We start from the raw sequence: 23,210 nt of genomic DNA on the forward strand, positions 1-23,210 counted from the left end.
GGCGGCGTCATCCGCTACAGCGTGGTCAATCCCCGGGGGCAGGCCCGCACCATCGATGACTACGCCGCAGCACTCGCACGAATCGGAGAGAACGACCGGAATCGGATAGAGTGAAGCAGCGCGCCGGCGTAGCCGGCCACACGGGTCTTTAGCTCAGCTGGTAGAGCGCCACGCTTACACCGTGGATGTCATCGGTTCGATCCCGGTAGGACCCACTACGCCCCTGCACGGCTTTTCGCCCCCGGTTGTTCCGCGCCAAGGGCGCGGGCTCGAAGACGTCACCGGTTCGGTCACGTCAGCGACCACAAAATGTCGGTGCGCCCACATAGCCTCCCGCCATGGAGAGCATTCTGGTCCGAATTGCGCCGAATGGGGCGCCGTACTCCTTCAGGCGAGGAGACCGCAGCTGGCGGGTCGCTGCCGAACCTGTGCACTGGTTCGAGCGCGTGCGCTGGTGGAACGGAGCATTGCGCCTGCCGCGCGGAGCGAGCCGAGTGGACGTCGAAGTCTGGCAAGTACAGGCAGCGGCTGGGCTCCGAGGAGGCGGGCTGCGGACGTTCGAACTCGTCCGGGACCAGCTTGGCGGAGGATGGAGCCTCCGCGGATAGCCGCGCTGGTTGAGTCCGGGCATGGAAAGAGCCTCCCGCCGCTGCCTTGGGGGGATGCCGCGGTGGGAGGCTCTGGTCTGAATACTAGGTGAACGGCAGGTGACGGAACAAATTCACACTCCGGCCCGTATCATGTTCTCTGTTCAGCATTTTGGACAACCGCAAGCGAACGGGGTTCGCTGAGACGAGGAGCAGCGTGGCACCGAGCAAGACAGCAGGCAGTGGAGAGCTGGAGCGATCACGCGAGGAGGCATCGTCGTCGTCCGCTGCGCCTGCGGTGACCCGCGCCGCTGCGGTGCTCGACGTCCTCGCCGCATCGGCTACCGGCCGAGCCACCTTGAGCGACCTCGCCCGGGATCTGGGGATCCCGAAGTCGTCGACCTCGAATATCCTGCAGGCGCTGGAGGATGCGGGTCTGGTGGCTCGCGAAGGGAGCGAGTTCTCGCTGGGGCGCAAGCTTGTCGAGTTGGGGGCGTCGTACCTGAGCCGGCGTGACGAGATCCGCGAGTTCTACCAGTTCTGCGGACAGGCGCCCACGCTTTCCAAGGAGACGGTGCGGATAGCCCTCCTGGATGGCGACCACGTCATCTATCTGGCCCGTTACGAGGGCCATCCCGCCGTGCGGCTCACTTCGACGATCGGGGACAAGATGCCCGCGTCGCTGTGTGCTGTGGGGAAGGCCCTCGTCGGCCGCCTTCATGAGCATGACTGGGAGGAGCTGTACCCCGACGACGCGGAGCTCCCGGTCCTCACGCCCCATTCCATCCGGACGGGCAAGGAGTTCAAGGAGGAGCTTCGGCGAATCAAAGAGCAGGGGTACGCCTTCGAGGATGAGGAGTCGACCCTCGGCGTGGTCTGCGTTGCCGTTCCCGTGCCCACGAGGGGGGCTCATGGGCCCAACCTCGGGGTGAGTGTCACCTCCCTCAAGGCAACCTTCACCGAGGAGCAGAAGCTGGCGATGGTCCGCGAGCTCCAGGGTTTGGCGAGGGCGCTCGGAAATCCGATGGGCGAGTGGTCAAAATCCTGAACGACTGACAACCTGCTGGACAACCGGTCAGGATTCTGTACTCTGTTCACTACAGTGATCGTCCAAAGGAGTACAGATGCACACCAGTCCTCTCGACGGCGCCGTCGGGACCCCCGCGTCACGACCTGATCGGCCAGCCGCCGCTTCTGGCACCGCGTTCGACCCCGCCCAGCTCCGCAGCGCTACCCTTGCGAGCTCTGTCGGGTCCGCCCTCGAGTACTACGACTTCTACATCTTCGGACTCGCGACGGCCCTCGTCTTCGCGCCCCTCTTCTTCCAGCCCTTCGGCGATGCCAAGGTCATCGCGAGCTTCGCGACCTTCGGAATCGCCTACGTGGCACGGCCGCTCGGAGGACTGCTCTTCGGCTTCGTCGGCGACCGCTGGGGCCGCAAGGTGGTGCTCCTGACCACGATCCTCCTGATGGGGTCAGCGAGCTTCCTCATCGGCCTGCTGCCCACGTATCGGGAGATCGGGGCGCTCGCTCCTGTCCTCCTCGTCGCCCTGCGTATCCTCCAGGGTCTCGGGGCCGGGGCGGAGCAGGCCGGAGCGACGACGCTCATCTCCGAGGTGGCGCCGGCGCCGCGTCGCGGCTTCTTCGCAGCCCTGCCGTTTGTGGGTATCCAGCTCGGAACGCTTCTGGGTGCGGGCACTTTCGCGCTGTTGGGCCTCGCGCAGCCACAACTCGTCCAGGACTGGCTGTGGCGCGTTCCGTTCCTCGCCTCGTTCATCCTCATCGCGGTCGCGCTCGTCATCCGCTTGAAGCTCAAGGAAACCCCCGTCTTCCAAGAGCTCGAGAAGCACAAGGAGGTCGCCAAGAACCCGGTGGGCGCAGTCTGGCGGACCTCGAAGGGGGCTGTGCTCAAGGGCATCGGGATCCGCATGGCGGAAAACGGGAATTCGTCAATCTACTCAGCGGTGACCGTCTCCTTCCTCGGCACGATCGCCTTCTTCAAGGACGACAAGACCTTGGGCCCCACGTCCCTCCTCGTCGCCGCCGGAGTTGCCGCTGTTGGCGTGGTCTTCTTCGGTTGGCTCTCCGATCGCCTCGGCCGCGTTGTCGTTTACCGCTACGGCTCGCTTTTTCAGGCCGCGATCGCGATCCCCGCGTTCTATCTCCTCACGCTCGGCCAGGCGTGGCTCGTGCTGCTGGTGATTGCGATCGGCACGGGAATCGGCGTCCAGTCGATGCTCGGCCCGCAATGCGCGCTCCTGCCGGAGATGTTCGGATCGACCCACCGATTCACGGGGGTCGCACTCAGCCGCGAGGTTTCGGCCATGGTCGCCTCGGGTCTCGTGCCGGTGCTGATCGCTGCCCTGCTTGAGGCGACGCACAACTCCTGGCTCGTGCTTGCGGGCTTCTCGCTCGTGCTCTCACTCATCACGTTCGCTACGACCTTCGCGATCCGCGAGACCAAGGGGCGCGATCTCACGCTCATCGAGGACGGCGCCTGACCGCACCTGAAGACGGAAAGAGGGCTCCCGCCGTGCCGGAGCCCTCTTTCTCCGTCGATCGAAGAAATGCGTCGATCAGTAGAAGTGAACCGGATCCACCCGGTGGGGAAGCGGCTCTCCCGCCTGGAACTTGCGCAGGTTGTCAGCGAAGCGCTCGGCAATGAGTCGGTTCTCTGCCGCGCTGAGCGCGGAGGTGTGCGGGGAGACGAGCACGCGGGGGTGCTCCCAGAGTGGCGACGTCTCAGGCAGGGGTTCGACGGCGAACACGTCCAGGCAGGCGTACCCGACCGAGCCGTTCTCGAGCGCCTCGAGGAGAGCATCCTCGTCGACGACCGTGCCGCGGCCCACGTTCACCAGAATGGTTCCGGAGCGCATGGCGGAGAACACCTCGCGACCAATGAGCTTGTCCGTGAAGGGGGTGCCGGGAAGCGTGTTGACGAGGGCGTCGGCGCGTGCCAGGAGCTCCGGAAGCCGTTCGGCGGTCGCGACCTCCTCGATGCCGTCGATGGGATCTGCAGTGCGCTTGGTGCCGCTCACCGTCATCCCGAGGGCGCGGGCGAGGCGGGCGGTCTCGACGCCGATCTCGCCGAGGCCGGCGACCACCACGTGCGAGCCCGACGCGAGGCGAGTGGGCACCCGGAGGTCGGGCCAGTTCTTGGCGCGCTGGTCCTCTGCGAGCTCCGCCGTGCGCTTGAGCCCGTTGAGGATTCCCATGACCGCGAACTCGGCGAGCGGGAGCGCGTGAACGCCGGCCGAGGTGGTCACGATGACGCGTTCAAGGTCTTCCCTCGAAACCCCGCTGGCCTTGACCGCACCGCCTGCCCCGGCGGCCATGGCGTGCACCCAGCGCAGACGGGGGTTCTCGGCGACGACCCTGGCGAAGCCAGCAGGCGACTCGTTCGGGAAGCCGTAGAGGACGTCCGCCGAATTGACGAGCTTCCAGTAGCGTTCCTCAGCGTCGGCGGAGCGCCGGAACGATGGGTCGCCTGAGTGGTCGGCGGGAAAGCGCTCCGGGGGCAGCAGATCAGGTTCGTAGAGGACAGTGATGCTCGGGTCGACCGCGCGGATGGCCTCGACGTGCTCGGCTTCGAGCGGGACGGCGATGCCCACCGTGAGGGAGGATTGAGTACTCATGTGTCCACTCTACTGAATCTCGCCTAATATACTGAACAATGAAGTGGAAGGAGCGCGGATGGAACGCGAAGAATTTGTCGGTTTCGTAGGCCTCGGCCTCATGGGCGGGCCCATGGCCGCCAACCTCCTCGCTTCCGGCCGGCGCGTCGAGGGCTGGAATCGCTCGGACGGACCCTTCGACGCGTTCGAGGCGGCCGGGGGTCGACGCGTTGAGTCCGTCGAGGATCTCGCGGCGCTCGACACCATCGTCTTCATGCTCCCTGATCTGCCCATGATCGAAGATGCTGCGGCACCAATCCTGGCTGCGTGGGAGGGGGAACCCCCGACGGCCAGGAAGCGCCTGGTCGTCATGAGCAGCGTCTCGCCCGTGGGGGTCAAGCGGTTCGGGACCGCCGTCAACCATGCCACCGGGGGACACGCCGTCGTCGTCGATGCTCCGGTGAGCGGGGGCCGCAAAGGGGCGGTCGAGGGCAGCCTTGCGATCATGGTGGGTGCCGAGCAGGAGGATTTCGACGAGCTCCAGCCTCTTTTCCGGGCGATGGGAACCTCGGTGGTCCGCCTCGGTCCCCTCGGCGCCGGCTCTCTCGCCAAGGCGTGCAACCAGTTGATCGTAGGCACGACGGCGGCCGCCCTCGCCGAGGCTGCGGTGCTCGCCGAGGCCCAAGGACTCGACGTCGAAGCGCTGTTCGGGGTCCTTTCGGGAGGGCTCGCGGGCAGTCGCGTCATGGACCAGCTTGCGCCCCGGATGATCGCCAGAGACTACGCGCCGACCGGGCCCAGCAAGTTCATGCTCAAGGACCTTCGGTTCGTCGAGGCCGCAGGCGCTGAGGCCTCTGCCGCGCTGCCCCTCGCCTCGAGCGCCCTCGCCATTTACTCCGACCTGGTCTCGGAAGGTCTCGGAGACAAGGACCTCGCCGTCGTCCACGAGCTGGCGCGCCGCCGCTCGGGGCTCGCACCCACCACCCACTCACAGGAGAGTCGCCCATGACAGCCCTTTTCGACCTCACCGGACGAGTCGCCCTCGTCACTGGATCCAGCCGCGGGATCGGGACGGCACTCGCGCGTGGCCTCGCCGACGCGGGCGCGACGATCGTGCTGCACGGGCGCGATGCCCAGCGGGCCGAGGCGACGCGCAAGGAGTTCGCCGACGTCTACGGAGAGGACCGCGTCCACGCCGTGGCGTTCGACGTCACCGACCCCGAGGCGGCGGCTGCGGGCATCGAGGAGGCCGAGGCCAAGGCAGGCCCCCTACGGATTCTCGTCAACAACGCCGGCATCCAGTACCGGGTGCCGCTGCTCGAGCTGGACCCCGCGGACTGGGAGCGCGTCATCCGTACCGACCTGACCAGCGCGTTCCTGGTCGGCCGCGAGGCCGCCCGCGGAATGGTGGAGCGGGGTGCCGGCAAGATCATCAACATCTGTTCGGTCCAGACGGACCTCGCGCGCCCCTCGATCGGCGCCTACACCGCGGCAAAGGGAGGGCTCCGGAACCTCACCCGTGCCATGACGGCCGAATGGGCGGGCTCTGGCCTCCAGATCAACGGGATCGCGCCGGGCTATATCCACACCGAGATGACCCAGAACCTGGTGGATGACCCCGAGTTCAACTCGTGGATCCTGGGCCGCACTCCGGCGAATCGCTGGGGATCGGTCGAGGACATCGCCGGCCCGGTGGTGTGGCTCGCGTCCGACGCCTCGAACTTCGTCAACGGTCAGACGATCTTCGTCGACGGCGGCATGACCGTCGTCGTCTGAATGGCAAAAGCGGCAACCGCTGCCAAAAGTTAGGTCGACCGAAATAGGCTGTCAAGAAGCGGCACGCAGGCGAGCAGTCCACTAGCGTAGTCTGCGGCACTGGCTGCGGCTCAGGCCCATCAACCAAGCGGGCCGAGCTCGAGAAACGGAGAGTACATTGTCTGCACAGATCGGAGTCACCGGACTCGCGGTGATGGGCGCGAACCTCGCCCGCAATCTCGCACGGAACGGCTTCACCGTTGCGCTGCACAACCGCTCAGTGGAGAAGACCGACACGCTGCTGGCCAAGCACGGCGACGAGGGCAGCTTCATCCGCACCGAGACGCTGCAGGAACTCGTCGACTCCCTCGAGAAGCCGCGGCGGGTCCTCATCATGGTCAAGGCCGGTGCCCCCGTGGACGCTGTCGTGGACCAGCTCGTGCCGCTGCTCGAAGAGGGCGACATCGTGATCGATGCCGGCAACTCGCACTACGAGGACACGCGCCGTCGCGAGGCCGCGCTGGCCGAGAAGGGCCTTCACTTCGTGGGCGTCGGCGTCTCCGGCGGCGAGGAAGGGGCACTCAACGGCCCCTCGATCATGCCCGGCGGTTCGAAGCAGTCCTACGAGGCGCTCGGCCCGCTGCTCGAGAAGATCTCCGCGAAGGCGAGCGATGGAACCCCGTGCTGCGCGTGGATCGGCACGGACGGGGCCGGGCACTTCGTCAAGATGGTCCACAACGGCATCGAGTACGCCGACATGCAGGTGATCGGCGAGGCGTACGACCTCCTGCGCAGCGCCGCGGGCATTGAGCCTGCCGAGCAGGCTGCGATCTTCGAGGAATGGAACAAGGGCGACCTCTCCTCGTTCCTCATCGAGATCACCGCCGAGGTGCTGCGCCACGTCGACGCCAAGACCGGCAAGCCCTTCGTCGACGTCGTGGTGGACTCCGCCGGCCAGAAGGGCACCGGCCGCTGGACGGTCCAGTCCGCTCTGGACCTCGGCTCGCCGGTCTCGGGCATCGCAGAGTCCGTGTTTGCGCGCGGCATCTCGTCCCAGCGTGCCCAGCGCGAGATCGCTCAGGAGACCCTCGCCGGTCATGAGGGCGAGGTCAGCCTGCCCGAGAACTTCGTCGAAGACGTCCGGCAGGCGCTCTACGCCTCCAAGCTGGTCAGCTACGCGCAGGGCCTGGACATGCTCGCCAGCGCGGCGAAGGAATACGGGTGGGAGCTCAAGCTCGATGAGATCGCATCCCTCTGGCGTGCGGGCTGCATCATCCGCGCTGAGCTTCTGAAGGACATCATGGAGGCGTACAAGGACGGCGAGAAGCCCGCGAACCTCCTGTTCGCCCCCGCGTTCGCGAAGTCGGTCGGCGAGGCCGTCCCGGCGTGGCGCCGCGTGGTCGCCACGGCTGTCCAGCTCGGCATCCCCGTTCCGGTCTTCTCCTCCTCGCTCGCCTACTACGACGGTCTGCGCCGCAAGCGCCTCCCGGCCGCCGTCATCCAGGGCCAGCGCGACCTGTTCGGCGCCCACACCTACCAGCGGGTGGACACCGAAGGCACGTTCCACACGCTGTGGGGCGAGGACCACTCCGAGATCTCCGCGGTCGACACCCACTGACGCGGTTCCGCCGGCCGCATCACCTCGCGGCCTGACGACGACGGCGCCGCCCACCGAGTTTGGTGGGCGGCGCTTTGTCGTCTGGGCCCGGACGTCTGGGCCCGAGCGGTCAGTGCCGGGAGTCCGAACGCGGTCGACTCAGCGTGAACGTCTCGAAGGCTTCGAGGCCTCCTCCGACTCCGGTGACGTTGTAGTAGGTGACCTTCATGGTCGTCTGGCCGCCAGGGGAACCCGGGTCCACGTCGAAGGCGCCGAAGCCGTAGGAGTTCGCGGCATCGCGGACCGCCGACCACGGAGCGGGTTCGTGGACGTAGACCGGGGCACGCTTGCCCGTGGAGGGGTCCGGCGCAGTCACCGATACGATGACCCGGCACTCCGGCGGCGTGAACAGCAGCTGATTGGACGGTGCGGAGGTCCCTCCGCCGCCGAGCACCATGTGGACCGTGCCCTGAGTCGTGTCCACAGTCTGGGTGTTCGTCGCTGCAGGGACCGGCGTGAGGGTCTGATTGTGCTGCTGTCCGCGGATGGGATGCGAGCGCTCGTAGTGGTGCTCGTGACCGCACACCACCAGGTCCACGCCGTATGTGTCGAAGAGCGGGATCCATTCCTCGCGGATGCCCAGATCTGCGCCGTTGAAGTTGTTGGCGGTGCTGATGGCCACCTGGTGCATGCATACGACGATCCAGTCGATGTCCCGATCAGACCGTGCAGCGGACAGCTCCGCCTCGAGCCACGCCTTCTGCGCGCCCTTCGAGTAGCCGTGCACATATGAGTTGCCACCGTCCTGGTAGCACACGTCGTCGTTGGCGAGGGAGATCACGCGCACCGCGCCGACCGTGAAGCGGTACCAGAGGCCGCGCGTCGCATCGTTCTGGCCAGAGGCCTCCGGGACCTGGAAGTAGGTCTGGTAGGCCCCGTAGCCGATGGGGCCATTCCCGAGCTCGTTCTCGTGGTTTCCGGCTGAAGGCATCCAGGGTCGGTTGCGGGCACTCCGGGAGTTGTTGGTCCAGAAGTCCCACCACGTGCGGATCCGATCCGTGGCGAGGTTCGCGTAGCAGAGGTCGCCGTTGAACAGGTGGAACATCGGCTGGATCCGCTCGACACCTCCGGTCGTGTCGCCGGCGGCGGGGGAGCCCAGATTGTCGTTGACCCAGGCGTTGGTTCCGGCCTGCTTCTTGCCGAGGGTCGGCGTGCCCTGATCCCCGAAGCTGGTGAAAGTCACCCTGGCGCGCCCACTCGGGCCGGTCGTGAACGTACCGAATTCGGGCGTTGCCCCGTCGTGCACAGCGGCATAGAGGTAGCCCGTCGAGGGAGCGAGGCCGTCGAGCACGCCGTGGTGGGCATACACGGTCCGGCCCGACTTGGCGTCGACGTAGCTCTTCGTAGTCGCCGCGACGGCCTTGGCGAAGTTCCCGTGGCCGTCCCCGAGGAGCACGCGGGGCGCCGCGACAGGCTGAAGCGTGTGCCACGACACGACCATCTCGCGCGACGCGTCTGCGCCGAACTGGAGGTGCAGCCCGTCGACCGTGGGCACCGAGACAGGGTCGCTCGCCGAGAGGGATCCCGGCAGGTCCTTCTCCTGCCCGGCCGGTGGGGCGGCGTCGGCCGGTGCGGCCATCGCGGCAGAGCCGGCGACGGCGGCGAGGCCAGCTCCCACGAGCAGGCGACGGCGGGTGACGGGGGAGTTCTCTGGAGGAGTTGTGGTCATGCGGCGAGCATGGCAAGCCTCCTCGCCGTGTCGGTCAATCCCAAGTGAACGTCAGGTTCCCGCACGAGGAACAAAAGCGCCGCCCACCTGCAGGTGGTGGTCGGCGCCGTCGTCGGTCTCCGGCGTGGCTGCCAGCGGCAGCCGCGTCAGATGTAGTAGTACTCCGCCGGATCCACGGCGGGCTTGGTTTCCTTCACCGCGTCACGATGGCGCCAGGTGGCGGGGATGCCGGTGACGATCGAGTTGGGCGGGGCATCCTTCACGACGACGGCATTGGCGCCGACGGCGCTGCCGTGGCCGATGGTGATGGGGCCGAGGACCTTTGCGCCGGCGCCGATGGTGACGCCGTCCCCGATGGTGGGGTGCCGCTTGACCTTGGCGAGGGATCGGCCGCCGAGGGTGACGCCGTGGTAGATCATGACGTCGTCTCCGATCTCCGACGTCTCGCCGATCACCACGCCCATGCCGTGGTCGATGAAGAACCTCCGGCCGATCGTGGCTCCCGGGTGGATCTCGATTCCGGTGAGGAAGCGCCCAGCCTGCGAGATGAGGCGGGCGGGGAAGCGGAGATCCGGATTCTGCCACATCTTGTGGGTCAGCCGATGGATCCAGATGGCATGGAGGCCGGAGTACGCGAAGAAGTTCTCGACGTTTCCGCGGGCTGCGGGATCGTGGGCCCTGGCGGACTCGAGGTCCTCCAGCAGCCGCACGAAGGTGCGTTTGATCAGTGACACAGGCTTCTTTCTACCGCAGCCCGCCGGAAGGGGCGACTCTAGCCGCGGATGTCGTCGAAGAGAACTGTCGAGATGTAGCGTTCGCCGAAGTCGGGAACGACGGCCACGATGAGCTTGCCGGCGTTCTCGGGGCGCTTCGCGAGCTCAAGCGCCCCCCAGACCGCGGCTCCGGAGGAGATGCCGCCCAGGATGCCCTCTTGGGTTGCGAGGGCACGCGCGGTGGCCACGGAGTCCTCGAGCGTCGCGTCGAGGACCTCATCGTAGACATTCGTGTCCAGGACCTCGGGCACGAAGTTGGCGCCGAGGCCCTGGATCTTGTGGGGACCGGGTGCCCCGCCGTTGAGGATCGCCGAGTCCTTGGGCTCGACGGCGACGACCTGAAGACCGGGCTTGCGCTCCTTCAGCAGCTGCCCGGCGCCCGTGATCGTTCCGCCCGTGCCGATGCCGCCAACGAAGATATCCACCTTGCCGTCGGTGTCGTTCCAGATCTCCTCGCCGGTCGTGGCGCGGTGGATGGCCGGGTTCGCCGGGTTGGCGAACTGCTGGGCCCAGATCGAGTTCTCGGTGTTGGCCACGATCTCCTGGGCCTTCTCGACAGCGCCCCGCATGCCCTCCGAACCGGGCGTCAGGACGATCTCGGCACCGTACGCGCGGAGCAGGACGCGACGCTCTGTGGACATCGTTTCCGGCATGGTGAGGATGACTTTGTAGCCGCGGGCGGCGCCCACGAGCGCGAGTGCGATCCCGGTGTTGCCCGACGTGCCCTCCACGATGGTCCCGCCCGGCTTCAGCGCGCCCGCCTTCTCCGCCGCATCGATGATGGCCACCCCGATGCGGTCCTTCACGCTGTTGGCGGGGTTGTAGAACTCGAGCTTGACGGCGACGTCGGCGCCGAGGCCCTCGGTGAGGCGATTGAGCCTGACGAGAGGCGTGTTGCCGACCAGCTGGGTGACGTCGTCGAAGATTCGCATGGGTTCCTTCTTGTCGTGTGGGATGGCGCGGTGGATCACGGCAGCGCAGGGGGCTGGCCGCGCTCAGCCTAGCGACGAGCCGAAATGAGAGCTAGGCGTCAAGCCATGCCGAGTAATATTTCCGGGCCTTCGCCAGCTTCGGATTGATGATGACGTGGCAGTAGCCCGCGTGGGGGTTCTTGGCGTAGTAGTTCTGATGGAACTCCTCCGCGGGGTAGAACGTGCTGGCCCGCGCCACCTCGGTCACAATCGGGTGGTCCCACAGCGTCTGGTTGCGCTCGATCGCTTCTTCGAACAGGACCTTCTCCTCGTCATCGACGTAGAACATCGACGACCGGTACTGCGTGCCCACGTCGTAGCCCTGCCGATTCAGGGTGGTGGGGTCGTGGATCGCGAAGAACATGTCGAGGACCGTCTCCGAAGGAATCACGCCCTCGTCGAACGTCACGGCGACCACTTCCGCGTGCCCCGTCATTCCGCTGCACACGCTGTAGTAATCGGGATTGGGGAAGTGCCCGCCGATGTAGCCCGACACGACCGACGTGACGCCTCTGGTCTTCTGGTACACGGCATCGAGGCACCAGAAGCAGCCGCCGCCCAGGATGAAGGTCTTCATGCTGCCTACAATGTCCGGGACAAGCGGAAGATTCCCGAGAGAGGACCGGCCTTTGTCTGACGAACGCGTCACAGGTCAGAATGCGGGATCCGAGGACACCGTGGAGAACGCGGAGAGCGGCGTGAAGCCGGAGTCCCGGGAGGATGAGATTTCCGTGGGCGGATCGCCGGAGCCGGATGCTCCGGAGTCCGCGGAGCCAGCGAACGACGACGCCGCCCGGGCTTCCGCCGCGACCCTCGCCCAAGTGCTGCTCGCCGTCGAGGAGCTGTGGCCGGAGTCGCTCGCGGAGGGGTGGGACGCCGTCGGACTTGTCACGGGCCACCCGTCACAGGAAGTCACCAAGGTGCTGTTCGCCGTCGATCCTGTCATCGAGGTGATCGAGGAAGCCGCGACGTGGGGGGCCGACCTGCTGATCACCCACCATCCACTGCTGCTGCGTGGGGTGCATTCCGTGGCAGGCAACACGCCCAAAGGGCGGGCGGTGCATCGGCTCATCGAGGCCGGAACAGCCCTCCTGACGGTCCACACGAACGGCGACAGTGCGGTCGGTGGAGTCTCGGACGTCCTCGCCGACGCACTCGGCCTCGACAACGTGGAGCCCCTCACCAAGGCAGCCAACGGCCTTCCCGAAGAGGGGATCGGCAGGGTGGGGGACCTTCCCGAGATCACGAGTCTCGCGGCCTTCGCCGAGACGCTCTTCGGGCTGCTTCCGGCCGTGGCCGGCGGGGTCCGAGTGTCGGGCGACCGCGACGGGCTAGTGCGCCGGGTCGCGGTGTGCGGGGGAGCGGGCGACAGCTTGTTCGAGAGCGTCCGGACCGCCAATGCCGATGTCTTCGTCACCGCCGATCTCCGCCATCACCCTGCCTCGGAGGCCCGTGAGGCGAGCCCCGACGGCAGGCCGTACCTCGTGGACGTGAGCCACTTCGCGAGCGAATGGCTGTGGCTTCCTGCCGCGGCGCAAGCACTCGACAATGTGCTGCGCGACCAGGGGCACACCGTGGACATCCGGGTCTCGACCGTGAACACGGACCCGTGGGACTTCATTCTGACCCCGAGCGAGGGATAGAGTCGCAGCCACTGACGCGATCCGCAGGAGGACCTATGGCCAAGGCGCCCGCCGCCGAACAGCTCAAGCTGCTGGGGCTGCAGGCCCTCGATGCGAAGCTGCACTCCCTCGACGTCCAGCGCAGGGCCCTCGATTCCGATCCTCGTCTCGCGCCGACCGCAGAGGCGCTCGCCCAAGCTTCGCTCGCTGCCCGGGAAGCCGACCTCGCCGTCGAGCAGGCCCAGACGGAGCTCGTGCAGGCCGAGCAGAGCGTCGAGCAGGTGACGGCGCGGATCGAGAAGGACGAGGCCCGGCTCTACGCAGGCGGACTCTCGAAGGACCTCCAGGCGCTTCAGCATGACATCGAAGGATTGACGGCGCGCCGCTCAGACCTCGAGGACGCCGAATTGGAGCTCCTCGAGCGGCTCGACGGCCTTCGGGAACGGCAGTCCGCCGCCGCCGCGGTCCTGGCCGAGGCGCAACGGGCGAGCGATGCCCTGCGCGCCGAGCTCGACCAGCAGATCGCGGTGCTCGCCGAGGAGCGCGCCCAGGTGGCGTATGAGCGCGAGGACTACGTGCGCGGGATCGTGCCGGATCTTGTCGGAGTGTACGAGAAGACCCTCGCGCGCCGGGGGGTGGGGGCCGCTCGACTGTTCCACGGCACGTCGGAAGGGTCGGGGATGGCGCTTAGCCCCGGCGACCTGGCAGCCATCCGTGCGGCCGCTGAGGACGAGATCGTCTTCTGCCCCGATTCCGGGTGCATCCTGGTCCGCTCGCCGGAATGGAGCTGATCCGCCCCTCGGGCTAGCCCTCCAGAATGAGGCCGAGCGAATGGGGCTTGCGCCCGGTGCCCCCGCGGAGCTCGGCGTTCCACCGCTCCTGGGCCACCCCGAGCAGGGCCTCTGGGGAGTCCGGAGCCTTGCCCCGCCGCGCGAGGAGATGGCGCACGAACTCGCCGCGGTGGTGCTTGGCGAAGTGGCTCACCACGGTCCGCTTGCCGGCCCGTTCGGTGAAGACGTCGACGGCCACCGTCTGCGCCGCGGGTGGCGCGTAGGCGGAGGCGTAGGTGCTCGATCGGCAGTCGACCACGAGCCCCTCGCCGGCGCGTTCGGCCAACGCCTCGCCCAGGAGGGGCTTCCAGAAGGAGGCCAGGCGCCCCACGTCGGGAAGCGCCGTCGACATCGAGAGGCGGTAGGCGGGAATGCGGTCCCCGAAGCCCACCGCGCCCCAGAGGGCCGATACCACCACGATCCATTCGTCGGCCTTGCGCCGCTGCGCAGGCGTGAGCGTGGGGTAGCCGAGCGCTTCGTACAGGACCCCGGAGTACACGCGGTGAGCAGGCGCCGCCGGTTCCGCGGGAAGCCGCCGGTTGCGGTCGACGTCGTCCGCCAGCGAAGCCCCGACGCCGAGCAGCGTGAGTGCGTCCTCGCGCCCGCTGACCGCGGCCAGCGCTTCCATCACCTGCTTCCGTGCGATCTCGAGCTCGGGGAAGCTGAGCGAGGAGAGGTCGACGGCGGTCCCGCCTGCAGCGGCCGTCTTCCCTTCGGAGGGTGGGAGGAGGATGAGCACCACGGAAGCTTACCGGTGGCCCGCCTGCAACGGCTCACCCGTAGAATGTTGGGGCGAGGTCAGGTCGGCTGGGCGATCGCGGGGCGCTGGCTCTTTCGAGAGGCAGGGGCCACGAGGAAAGTCCGGGCTCCGCAGGGCAGGGTGGTGGGTAACGCCCACTCGGGGAAACCCGCAGGCCAGTGCCACAGAGAACAGACCGCCCCGGCGCGCCGCGCGACAGCGCGAGTGGCGGGGTAAGGGTGAAACGGCGGTGTAAGAGACCACCAGCTCCCCGGGCGACCGGGGAGGCTCGGTAAACCCCACCCGGAGCAAGGCCAGACAGGGCGCGTTCGAGGGCTGCCCGCCCGAGCGTCCGGGTAGGCCGCTGGAGGCCGTCGGCAACGGCGGTCCTAGATGGATGATCGCCTCCTGCGCCTGCGCAATCAGGCGTGGAGACAGAACCCGGCTCATAGGCCGGCCTGGCCTCGCATTCCCCTCCGCGCGGAGGGACTCATCCCCGGAACTGAGAGCCTGTGAGTGACTTCACAGGCCCTCCCGGCCCTTGGCCCTGCCCAGTCCCGTAGCATTGAAAGCGAACGTAGAAGTTCGGGAGCCGGCTCTGCGATCGCAGGACCGGCTTCCTTCGCGTCGGGCATCGGCACCAGATGCCCGGGCAGCGCACGACGGAGTGCGCACAACCGCAGAGAAAGGCACCTGTGTGAGCATGACGGAGACAGCCCGTAAGATGGAGGCCGACCTCTGCACGTGGATCGGCCGCGAGGCCGCGGCGGAAGAGATGATCCCGGTGATCGGGCGCCTGTACCGCGAGAACAACGTTGTGACCTCGGTTCACGGCCGCAGCCTCATCAACCAGTCCGTGGTCGGGCTGCTCAAGCTGCACCGCTGGGCGCGCCAGATCGACAGCGAAGAGCTCGCCCTCGAAGAAACCCTCCCGATCCTCAAGGCCCTTGACTCGCTGCAGCTCGGGGCAGCCTCGATCGACATCGCCCGGCTCAATGAGAAGTTCCGGTCGCAGGGTGCGGGGCGCGCGCTCGAGGAGTTCCTGCGGGACGAGCTCGCTCCGATCGTCGGCCAGCGCGGAGCGGATCCCCGGCCGAGCACAGACGTCGTGCTGTACGGCTTCGGCCGCATCGGCCGCCTTGTTGCACGGATCCTCATCGAGCACTCCGGCGGAGGGCATGGCCTTCGGCTCAGGGCGATCGTGGTGCGGAAGGGCTCGGAGAACGATCTCGTCAAGCGGGCCAGCCTCCTGCGCCGCGACTCGGTGCACGGTCCCTTCGAGGGCACCATCACCGTCGACGAGGAGAACAACACCATCCTCGCGAACGGGACCCTGATCCAGGTCATCTACTCTGACAACCCAGCCAACGTGGACTACACGGCATACGGGATCAAGGACGCCGTCGTTGTCGACAACACGGGCAAGTGGCGCGATGATGCTGGACTCTCCCAGCACCTCGAGAGCAAGGGCGTCGCACGGGTCCTCCTCACCGCTCCCGGCAAGGGCAGCCTCCCCAACATCGTGCACGGCATCAACCACGGCGACATCACCGCCGAGGATCGCATCGTCACGGCAGCATCCTGCACCACGAACGCGATCACGCCGGTCCTCAAGGCGATCAACGACAAGTACGGCGTGGTGCACGGGCACGTGGAGACGGTCCACTCGTTCACGAACGACCAGAACCTCACCGACAACTTCCACAAGGGTGACCGCCGCGGGCGCTCGGCGGCGCTGAACATGGTGCTCACCGAGACCGGCGCCGCGAAGGCCGTCGCGAAGGCCCTCCCCGAGCTCGCCGGGAAGCTGACGGGCAACGCCATCCGCGTCCCCACCCCGGACGTCTCCATGGCCATCCTCAACCTGAGTCTCGAGCGCGAGACGACGAAGCACGAGGTCAACACGTACCTCCGCGACATCTCCCTCCACTCGGATCTGCGCAAGCAGATCGACTACATCGCCTCGCCCGAGGTGGTCTCCACCGACTTTGTCGGCTCTCGTCGGGCCGGCATCGTGGACGGGCTTGCCACCATCAGCAATGGCAAGAACCTCGTGCTGTACGTGTGGTACGACAACGAGTTCGGCTACAGCTGCCAGGTCGTCCGGGTCCTCGAGGAGATGGCGGGCGTGAACGCGCCGTCGTTCCCTACTGAGGGCGCCACCCCCGCTGAGGGCGCGGTGCGCCCCGCGGAAGATCTCTTGGCAACAACTCGGTAAGGTCACTGGATTCGCTCAGGCGGCAGAGGCAAGATGCACCTATGGAAGCGACTGAGCACGAGAGCACCCTTGAACATGCGCTCGACGTGGCCAAGGCCAACGCCAAGCAGGCTCGACTCCTGCTGGAGCACGCCAAGGCCAAGCAGGCGGTCGGCGACGTCTCACCGGAGCGCGTCGCGCAGCTAGAGGAGCTGCTGCGGGTCGCCGAAGAGGACCTCGTCAGAGTAACCAGAGAGCAGTAGCCGACGAATTGGCGCAAAGGGCGCCGCACGCAGGTGCGGCGCCCTTTGCTATCTGGCTATTTGGCTCAGTGGCCGAACGGGTCCGGGTCCACGCCCGGCATCCAGGTGAGGCCTGGGGTTCCCCATCCGTGCTTCTTGGCGGCCTTCTTGGCCTTCCGGGCATAGCGGTCGACGAGCTTGTCGACGTACAGCTTGCCGTCGAGGTGGTCGTACTCGTGCTGCATGACGCGGGCGAACCATCCGGTGGCCACGAAGTCCACGGGCTTCCCGTCGCCGTCGAACCCCTCCACCCGGGCCCAGTCGGCACGCTGGAGCGGGTAGCTCTCGCCCGGCACGGACAGGCACCCCTCCTCGTCCTCCTCTGGATCGGGCAGGGAGCCGGGAACTTTCGACAGGGTCAGGCGGGGGTTCACGAGGGCGCCACGGGGAGGGACACCGTCGTCGTTCTCGTATTTGTAGACGAAGATGCGCAGGCCGACCCCGATCTGCGGTGCGGCGAGCCCCACGCCATTGGCGGCGTCGTTGGTCTCGTGCATGTCCTCGATGAGAGCCCGGAGATCGTCATCGAACTGGGTGACCTCCGCCGCGCGCCGGTGCAGCACGGGCTCCCCCCAGATGGTCACGGCGTGGACAGTCATGTGGGGCTCCTCCGTCTGGTGACTAGGGATGCGGCCAATGCAAGAGGCCGCACGGCTAAACCGTGCGGCCTCTGTACGGGATGGTCCCGCGTGGGGTGAGTAACGGGGCTCGAACCCGCGACCTTCTGGACCACAACCAGACGCTCTGCCAACTGAGCTATACCCACCATGTGACCGTGCTGGAGATGACGGGGAATCCGTGCCCTCCGCGCTGGCAACGACCACTAGTCTACCTGCTGTCGGCGAGTGCTTTTGCCAGATGAGAGCGGCGGCGAGAACTTTTTCTGAGAGTGAGGCTCAGCTCACACCGCGGCAGCTGTGCCAGCCGTGCCTGCGGCGCCGGAGATCCGTGCGGAGATCTCCTGTGCCGTCGCGGAGTCGGGGCCGGGCTGCGGAACGAAGATCGCCTCGCGGTAGTAGCGGAGCTCATCGATCGAGTCGCGGATGTCGCCGAGCGCGCGGTGACCCCCCGTCTTCGCGGGCGCCTGGAAGTACGCTCGCGGGTACCAGCGGCGCGCGAGCTCCTTGATTGTGGAGACGTCGATGATCCGGTAGTGGAGGTGCTCGACCACATCGGGCATGTCCCGTGCGAGGAACAGCCTGTCGGTGCCCACGGAGTTTCCCCCGAGCTGCGCCTTCTTCGGCTCAGGCACCCAGGCCCGGATATAAGCCATGACCTCCGCCTGAGCGGCCTCGAGCGTGCGGCCTCCCGGCAGCTCATCGAGGAGCTTGGAGCTCGTGTGCATCTCCCGGACGAAGTCGTTCATTCCGGAGACCGCTTCGTCGGGCGGGCGGATGACGACGTCGACTCCGTCGCCGAGGACGTTGAGCTCTGCATCGGTCACGAGGACGGCCACCTCGATGAGGGCGTCACGGGCGATATCGAGGCCCGTCATCTCGCAATCGATCCAGACGATGCGTTCAGCATGGTTTGACACCCTGCCAATGTACCCGAGTGCTCCCGGCACCGAGGCCCGTCAGGGGCCCGATGCTAGACTGGAAATCTCCCGAGATTCAGCGAAGGGTGATCCATGTCCACAACGCGCTTTGGCCTGCTCGGGAGGGTGATTGAGTGGCTGAAGTCGCTCTGGACGGCGCTTCCTCCCGTCGGAGTCAATCAGGCACCGCACTGGGCCATCGGGCAAGGGCTGGTCGGCTCACTGCTCATGGTCTACGGATCGTTCGGTGTAGGTCGGCTCGCGGACGCTTCGCCCCTCAACCGGAACCCCTTCTTCATCCCGCTCCGCACTGAGACGTGGGGCGTCACGAGCTGCATCCTCGCGCTTGCCTTCGGGGCCATGCTGCTCACGCGGTCTTGGCTGCGGCTCGGACAGCGGCTGCGGTACTGGGGACCCGGCACCATCCGTCCGGTGAGCGTCGCAGTCGTGCTCTGGGGTCTGCCGCTTGCCTTTACCGTTCCCATCTACTCACGGGACGTCTACGCATACGTGGGCCAGGGCAAGCTCATGGCCGCGGGGTTCAACCCGTACACCACCGGGATCTCGACCATCAACAACTGGCTCGAATTGGGGACCGACCCTTCATGGGCCACGACCCGGACACCCTACGGCCCCTACTTCCTCTGGCTCGAACGGTGGATCGTGCAGCTCACCGGCGGGCAGCCCGACACATCGGTGATGCTGTTCCGCGTGCTTGCCCTCGTCGGCGTGGCCCTCACCGCCTACTACGCCTACCGTCTCAGCGCGCTCCACGGCGTGGACGGCGCGCGGTCCGTCTGGCTCACCGTCGCCAATCCGCTGTTCCTGATCAGCTGCATCGCGAGCGCCCACAACGAGGCCCTCATGATCGGGTTCGCGGTGGCAGGCGTCTACTACGCGGCGCGCGGCAACTGGTTCCTTGGGATTGTCCTCACCACGGTGTCCATCGGGATCAAGCCGATTACCGCCGTCGTGCTCCCCTTCATAGGGCTGCTCTGGGCAGGTCCCGGGGCGAGCTGGCTTCGCAGGTTCCTCTGCTGGGCGGGGACTGGGCTGATCAGCCTGTCCATCTTCGCCCTCAGCGGTCTCGTCTACGGCCTCGGCTTCGGATGGGTCAACGCGATCGTGGACCCGACGCCCGGCTTCATCGCCTACACACCCTCAGGGTTCGCGAGCGGCCTCGTGGCCACTCTGACGAGCACCGTGGGCTTGGACGGGGGATCCATCGCCGACGGCTTCCGCACGGTCGTCAAATGGATCGGAGTGGGCCTTGCCGTCTGGTTCATCCTCCGGGGCGATGAGCGCAAGGTGGTGCGCCGCCTTGGCCTTGCGTTCATGTTCATCGTGGTCCTCGGACCGATCATCCAACCGTGGTACGTGCTGTGGTTCATCCCGTTCCTTGCTGTCACCGGCATCCGGGACAACTGGGAGATCAAGCTCTGGTACCTGACCGTGGTGTTCTTCGTGGTGTTCGGCGCCCAGGATCAGCTGTACGTGTTCAGCTTCGTGAACACGCCCCTCGCACCGGAATCTCTCGCCGGACTCGTCGCCGTGGGATTCCTCGCCTACCTGGTCCTGATTGATCCGAAGACGCGCCGGCTCGTGTTCGAGCGCGCGGTCCGGCGTCAGGACCTCGCGGCGCGCAGCTCCTGACCTGAAACCGGTGCGCCCTTGCGGCCAAGGCGGACCAAGCGGAGCGCCGACCACACGAACAGCACCACCAGCAGAACGTTCCGGACCGTGAGCACGAGGGCCATAGCCGGGTTGTTGTGGCTCAGGGCGTCATAGAACATCGGGTAGATCAGGTACGTCGCCGCGCCGATTGCCAGGAGCAGCCACGCAGGCAGCCGCCACGCGATCCAGTCCTGAGCCAGCCCGAGGGCGACCACCGGGCCGAGCCACACCATGAACTGCGGTGAGCCCACCTTGTTGAACACGATGAAGGCCGTCACCATGGTGAGCGCTCCCGCCAGGAGCAGCTCGGACCTGTCCTCGTGGCCACGCTTCTTGCCCTCGTGCAGGGCCCAGAAGATGACGACGGCCACCGACATGGCGATGAGCACGAACAGCGGCTGCATCAGCGCGGAGGCCACAGAGCTGCCGGGGCCATCCACCTGCATCGAATTGATTTCCGTGTTCATGTACATGCGGGCCCCGCCGATCCCAAGCACGGACATCCAGAGCCACGGAGTCGTGAACGTGGCCTCGAGCTGCATTCCGCGCGAGCCCTGCGTGGTGAGGAAGTCGAGAAGGTGGGGGAGTACGCCCAGGGCTGCGGCTACCGCGGCAACCGCGACGGTGACGACGACCGCTCCCGCGACCACCTTCCAGCGGTCTCGGACGACGGCGAAGAGCGGCAGGAGCGCGGCCGCTGGCCACACTTTCATCCACGTGGCGACCGCGAGGATGGCCGAGGCGGCCAGTGGGCTCGCCACCCCGAGGCTTAGCCCGAGGAGGACGATGGGGGCGGTCACGCCGTCGACGCGCGCGAAGCCGAGATTGCCGAGGATCGCGATGAAGACGAGCCACCACCACGCTGCACGGATGCCTTCGCGCTTCTTGCCCCAGCCGCTCAGCACGCCGATTCCGAGGCCGTTGAGCACAGAGGTGAGCAGGACCCATACCACGAGAAACGGTCCGGGTCCCAAGAGCCCAGAGATCCAGATCGGGAGGAGGCCTCCGATGGGGTAGACCCACGGGGACGGTTGGACGTTCTGCGGGAACCCCGCCGCAGCCCAGTCGCGGTAGATGTTCGTGTCGCTGAATGCCTCTCCATGGAGCGCATACCCCGAGAAGTAGGCCAGGAAGCCCAGATGGACCACGAGGAATCCCGCGAGCAGCGCTCCGGGCGTGAGCAGCCAATTTCCCCATCTGCCCAGCCGCTCGACGAAACTGGCGGGATTCTCGGGGCGGGGCGACTCGATGGAAATGACGTTCTCCTGGGGAAGCTCGGCGCGGTCGAAGCGACGTGGACCGCCGTCCAGTCTAACAGCGGGGCCTCTCACGGAGTTCGGCGATCCGTGGCTGATAGCATCAAATGGACACCAAGCTGAGTCGGCTGCGCCCTCATTGGGGTGCGCGGCGTGGCCCAGCGCCTTCCCATGACAGTAGGGACTTCGATGCCTCAGCCGTCGGCTGATCGCAGCCTGAGCGCCTCCGGCACTGCCCGGAGCATCGCTGGGCTGCCCGGCGGGGGGCGCTATGCAGTCTGGCAGGGTTTCATCGCGTCCCTCTGCATGGCCCTTGGCGGACTCGGTGTGGGGTGGATGGCGAGCGGATCGTCGCTGATCAGGGTCCCCTTCTTCATCGTGCTGCGGGACAATCCGGTCCTCGTGGTGCTCTGCACTGTGCTCGTCGCGTTCGGTGGGCTGTTCCTGGTGCGAGCGTGGCTTCGCCTTGGCCAGCGGGTGGGGGACTGGAGGTCCGTCCATCCCCTCGCGCTCTGCAAGATCGCTGCGCTGTGGTGTGCGCCCCTCATGCTGACGTTCCCGCTTTTCAGCCGCGATGTCTACGCCTACATCGGACAAGGCCGCCTGATGGTGGCCGGGCTCAACCCGTACGTCAATGGCATCTCGGCGCTGAACAACTACCACAATTTAGGGCCGGACTCGCTCTGGACCGAGGCGCCCACCCCCTACGGCCCGGTGTTCCTGTGGATCGAGCAGGCGATCGTCTGGGTGAGCGGCGGGAACCTCGAGGTGGCGATAGGCCTGTTCCGCGTCGTTGCCGCGGTGGGCGTTATCCTGTGCGCCATCGCCGTCATCGGCCTCGCGCAGCACTACGGGCTGCAGACGTCGCGCAAGCTCTGGCTCACGGTGGCAAATCCACTGTTCGTCATCAACTTCATCGCGAGCATCCACAACGACGCGCTCATGCTTGGACTCGTCCTCTTGGGGCTGCTGGCCGTTGTCCGGGGGAGGCCGGTGCTTGGGATTGTCCTGGCGACGCTCTCGATCGGGATCAAGCCGATCACCCTCATCGCGCTGCCCTTCATCGGTCTCCTCTGGGCAGGCCAGCGTGCTGGCTGGGGTCGGAAGATCGCCTGCTGGACGCTCACCGTCATCATCTCGGGCGCCATTCTGACCATCGAAGGTGCGGTGACCGGCTTCTGGTTCGGATGGCTGCCGGCGATGACCACGTCCGGCACGATCTGGACCTGGTACGCACCGTTTGGGCTTCTGTCAGTGACCGCAGCGACGCTCGTCCAATCGATGAACGGCCCCGCCGACCTCGTGGCCGAGCTCATCAAGGCGGCAGGCCGCGCCCTCGGGATGCTGGCCGCGCTGTGGTTCGTGCTCCGCGGCAGCAGCGAGCGGATCATGTTGCGGATGGCGCTGGCTCTGACTGCCGTGGTGGTGACGGCCGCCGCGATCCAGCCGTGGTACGTGACCTGGCTGGCGGCGTTCTTCGCCCTCGCCGGAATCGCCGAAGGGTGGTACCTGCGCGCCTACTATCTGGCGACTGTGTTCTTCACCGTCATTGCGCTGACGGATCAGCTCGATGTGTTCGACTGGATTCCGCTGATCGCCATCAGGGCGGTCGCGATCGCCCTGAGCGTCGTGTTCGTTGCGTACATGATGTTCTGGGATTGGAAGACACGTACCCTCTTCACGCGCGGGCCGGCGCTCAGCGGTGCCTCAGCGGCACGCTAGACTTGGGCTCGCAGCCAGCTCGCTGCGCGCCCGCCCCAGTAGCTCAGCGGATAGAGCAGGGGCCTTCTAATCCTCTGGTCGGGGGTTCGACTCCCTCCTGGGGCGCACTGTGATGTCATACATCCTCGACGCCCCCGGTCTTCGGACCGGGGGCGTTCTTCTGTGGCCCACTGGCCGCTCTTGGCATTACCGCGGCGTGCCCCCCCCCCCCCCGGCCAACCCCCACCCCCCCCCGGGGCCCCCCCCGCCGGGGGGGGGGGGGGCCCCCCCCCCGGGCCGGCGGGCCGCCCAGCCCCCCGCCCCCC

Annotated in this window: 21 protein-coding genes, 3 tRNA genes and 1 other RNA gene; 15 read left to right on the plus strand and 10 right to left on the minus strand. The window is 67.1% G+C overall.

Going from position 1 to position 23,210, the window contains the following annotated elements; genetic code table 11:
* Positions 1-142 precede the first annotated feature (142 nt).
* The 4 genes from ACTHL9_RS14405 to ACTHL9_RS14420 all read left to right on the plus strand — a co-directional run bounded on the left by ACTHL9_RS14405 (position 143) and on the right by ACTHL9_RS14420 (position 3,088).
* Positions 143-215 (plus strand) — tRNA-Val (locus ACTHL9_RS14405).
* 123 nt (positions 216-338) lie between these two features.
* A complete protein-coding gene (locus ACTHL9_RS14410) occupies positions 339-608 on the plus strand; it encodes a hypothetical protein (RefSeq protein WP_440519981.1) in 270 nt (89 codons plus the stop codon).
* Positions 609-804: 196 nt separating this feature from the next.
* On the plus strand, positions 805-1,635 hold the full coding sequence (locus tag ACTHL9_RS14415; RefSeq protein ID WP_440519982.1) for an IclR family transcriptional regulator: 831 nt from the start codon (positions 805-807) through the stop codon (positions 1,633-1,635).
* Positions 1,636-1,711: 76 nt separating this feature from the next.
* A complete protein-coding gene (locus ACTHL9_RS14420; protein ID WP_440519983.1) occupies positions 1,712-3,088 on the plus strand; it encodes an MFS transporter in 1,377 nt (458 codons plus the stop codon).
* A 75-nt stretch (positions 3,089-3,163) separates the two neighbouring features.
* On the opposite strand, the gene ACTHL9_RS14425 is transcribed toward ACTHL9_RS14420, so the two are convergent.
* The gene (locus tag ACTHL9_RS14425) at positions 3,164-4,222 is read right to left on the minus strand and encodes a D-2-hydroxyacid dehydrogenase (protein WP_440519984.1); all 1,059 of its coding nucleotides are present in this window, start codon (positions 4,220-4,222) and stop codon (positions 3,164-3,166) included.
* A gap of 58 nt (positions 4,223-4,280) precedes the next feature.
* On the opposite strand from ACTHL9_RS14425, the gene ACTHL9_RS14430 reads away from it, so the two are divergent.
* The 3 genes from ACTHL9_RS14430 to gndA all read left to right on the plus strand — a co-directional run bounded on the left by ACTHL9_RS14430 (position 4,281) and on the right by gndA (position 7,574).
* Positions 4,281-5,210 carry an NAD(P)-dependent oxidoreductase gene (locus ACTHL9_RS14430; protein WP_440519985.1) on the plus strand — a complete coding sequence of 310 codons (930 nt, stop codon included), beginning with the start codon at positions 4,281-4,283 and terminating at the stop codon, positions 5,208-5,210.
* The gene (locus ACTHL9_RS14435) at positions 5,207-5,977 is read left to right on the plus strand and encodes an SDR family oxidoreductase (RefSeq protein ID WP_440519986.1); all 771 of its coding nucleotides are present in this window, start codon (positions 5,207-5,209) and stop codon (positions 5,975-5,977) included. The genes ACTHL9_RS14430 and ACTHL9_RS14435 overlap by 4 nt, the downstream gene beginning before the upstream one ends.
* 157 nt (positions 5,978-6,134) lie before the next feature.
* Positions 6,135-7,574 (plus strand): NADP-dependent phosphogluconate dehydrogenase, encoded by a 1,440-nt coding sequence (gene gndA / locus ACTHL9_RS14440; protein WP_440519987.1) that lies wholly within the window; start codon positions 6,135-6,137, stop codon positions 7,572-7,574.
* Between the two features lie 109 nt (positions 7,575-7,683).
* Here gndA and ACTHL9_RS14445 read toward each other — a convergent pair whose 3' ends face one another.
* From ACTHL9_RS14445 to msrA, 4 genes are all read right to left on the minus strand, one after another.
* A complete protein-coding gene (locus ACTHL9_RS14445; RefSeq protein WP_440519988.1) occupies positions 7,684-9,282 on the minus strand; it encodes a purple acid phosphatase family protein in 1,599 nt (532 codons plus the stop codon).
* 146 nt (positions 9,283-9,428) lie between these two features.
* Complete coding sequence (epsC, locus tag ACTHL9_RS14450) at positions 9,429-10,016, minus strand: serine O-acetyltransferase EpsC (RefSeq protein ID WP_440519989.1); 588 nt, start codon at positions 10,014-10,016, stop codon at positions 9,429-9,431.
* 38 nt (positions 10,017-10,054) lie between these two features.
* On the minus strand, positions 10,055-10,987 hold the full coding sequence (cysK, locus tag ACTHL9_RS14455; RefSeq protein ID WP_440519990.1) for a cysteine synthase A: 933 nt from the start codon (positions 10,985-10,987) through the stop codon (positions 10,055-10,057).
* A gap of 91 nt (positions 10,988-11,078) precedes the next feature.
* Entirely contained in the window at positions 11,079-11,603 is a 525-nt protein-coding gene (msrA, locus tag ACTHL9_RS14460) for a peptide-methionine (S)-S-oxide reductase MsrA (protein ID WP_440519991.1), read from the minus strand.
* Between the two features lie 244 nt (positions 11,604-11,847).
* Here msrA and ACTHL9_RS14465 point away from each other — a divergent pair, with 244 nt between their 5' ends.
* Positions 11,848-12,669 carry a Nif3-like dinuclear metal center hexameric protein gene (locus ACTHL9_RS14465; protein WP_440520000.1) on the plus strand — a complete coding sequence of 274 codons (822 nt, stop codon included), beginning with the start codon at positions 11,848-11,850 and terminating at the stop codon, positions 12,667-12,669.
* A 35-nt stretch (positions 12,670-12,704) separates the two neighbouring features.
* On the plus strand, positions 12,705-13,439 hold the full coding sequence (locus ACTHL9_RS14470) for a zinc ribbon domain-containing protein (RefSeq protein ID WP_440519992.1): 735 nt from the start codon (positions 12,705-12,707) through the stop codon (positions 13,437-13,439).
* A gap of 13 nt (positions 13,440-13,452) precedes the next feature.
* On the opposite strand, the gene ACTHL9_RS14475 is transcribed toward ACTHL9_RS14470, so the two are convergent.
* Positions 13,453-14,217 carry a YaaA family protein gene (locus ACTHL9_RS14475; RefSeq protein WP_440519993.1) on the minus strand — a complete coding sequence of 255 codons (765 nt, stop codon included), beginning with the start codon at positions 14,215-14,217 and terminating at the stop codon, positions 13,453-13,455.
* A 60-nt stretch (positions 14,218-14,277) separates the two neighbouring features.
* On the opposite strand from ACTHL9_RS14475, the gene rnpB reads away from it, so the two are divergent.
* The 3 genes from rnpB (at position 14,278) to ACTHL9_RS14490 (ending at position 16,677) form a co-directional block, all read left to right on the plus strand.
* An RNA gene (rnpB, locus tag ACTHL9_RS14480) (RNase P RNA component class A) lies at positions 14,278-14,682 on the plus strand.
* A 238-nt stretch (positions 14,683-14,920) separates the two neighbouring features.
* Positions 14,921-16,435, plus strand: a complete 1,515-nt coding sequence (locus ACTHL9_RS14485; protein WP_440519994.1) for a glyceraldehyde-3-phosphate dehydrogenase — start codon at positions 14,921-14,923, stop codon at positions 16,433-16,435.
* Between the two features lie 41 nt (positions 16,436-16,476).
* Positions 16,477-16,677: a hypothetical protein gene (locus ACTHL9_RS14490; protein WP_440519995.1), complete on the plus strand. Its 201-nt coding sequence runs from the start codon at positions 16,477-16,479 to the stop codon at positions 16,675-16,677.
* Positions 16,678-16,742: 65 nt separating this feature from the next.
* Here the strand turns inward: ACTHL9_RS14490 and def are convergent, their stop codons facing one another.
* The 3 genes from def to orn form a co-directional block, all read right to left on the minus strand.
* Positions 16,743-17,315: a peptide deformylase gene (gene def, locus ACTHL9_RS14495; RefSeq protein WP_440519996.1), complete on the minus strand. Its 573-nt coding sequence runs from the start codon at positions 17,313-17,315 to the stop codon at positions 16,743-16,745.
* 91 nt (positions 17,316-17,406) lie between these two features.
* A tRNA-His gene (locus ACTHL9_RS14500) sits at positions 17,407-17,482 on the minus strand.
* Positions 17,483-17,617: 135 nt separating this feature from the next.
* A complete protein-coding gene (orn, locus tag ACTHL9_RS14505) occupies positions 17,618-18,253 on the minus strand; it encodes an oligoribonuclease (protein ID WP_440519997.1) in 636 nt (211 codons plus the stop codon).
* A gap of 93 nt (positions 18,254-18,346) precedes the next feature.
* Here orn and mptB (ACTHL9_RS14510) point away from each other — a divergent pair, with 93 nt between their 5' ends.
* The gene (gene mptB / locus ACTHL9_RS14510; RefSeq protein ID WP_440519998.1) at positions 18,347-19,906 is read left to right on the plus strand and encodes a polyprenol phosphomannose-dependent alpha 1,6 mannosyltransferase MptB; all 1,560 of its coding nucleotides are present in this window, start codon (positions 18,347-18,349) and stop codon (positions 19,904-19,906) included.
* Here mptB (ACTHL9_RS14510) and ACTHL9_RS14515 read toward each other — a convergent pair.
* A complete protein-coding gene (locus ACTHL9_RS14515) occupies positions 19,879-21,132 on the minus strand; it encodes a glycosyltransferase family 87 protein (protein WP_440520001.1) in 1,254 nt (417 codons plus the stop codon). The two genes, mptB (ACTHL9_RS14510) and ACTHL9_RS14515, sit on opposite strands and share 28 nt — an antisense overlap.
* 240 nt (positions 21,133-21,372) lie before the next feature.
* Here ACTHL9_RS14515 and mptB (ACTHL9_RS14520) point away from each other — a divergent pair, with 240 nt between their 5' ends.
* Positions 21,373-22,905, plus strand: coding sequence for a polyprenol phosphomannose-dependent alpha 1,6 mannosyltransferase MptB (gene mptB / locus ACTHL9_RS14520; protein WP_440519999.1), 1,533 nt, complete (start codon positions 21,373-21,375; stop codon positions 22,903-22,905).
* Between the two features lie 32 nt (positions 22,906-22,937).
* A tRNA-Arg gene (locus tag ACTHL9_RS14525) sits at positions 22,938-23,010 on the plus strand.
* The last annotated feature ends 200 nt before the right edge of the window (positions 23,011-23,210 follow it).

Origin of the sequence: Sinomonas sp. (assembly GCF_051955515.1) — a bacterium.
In the GTDB taxonomy this organism is placed as follows: Bacteria; Actinomycetota; Actinomycetes; order Actinomycetales; family Micrococcaceae; genus Sinomonas.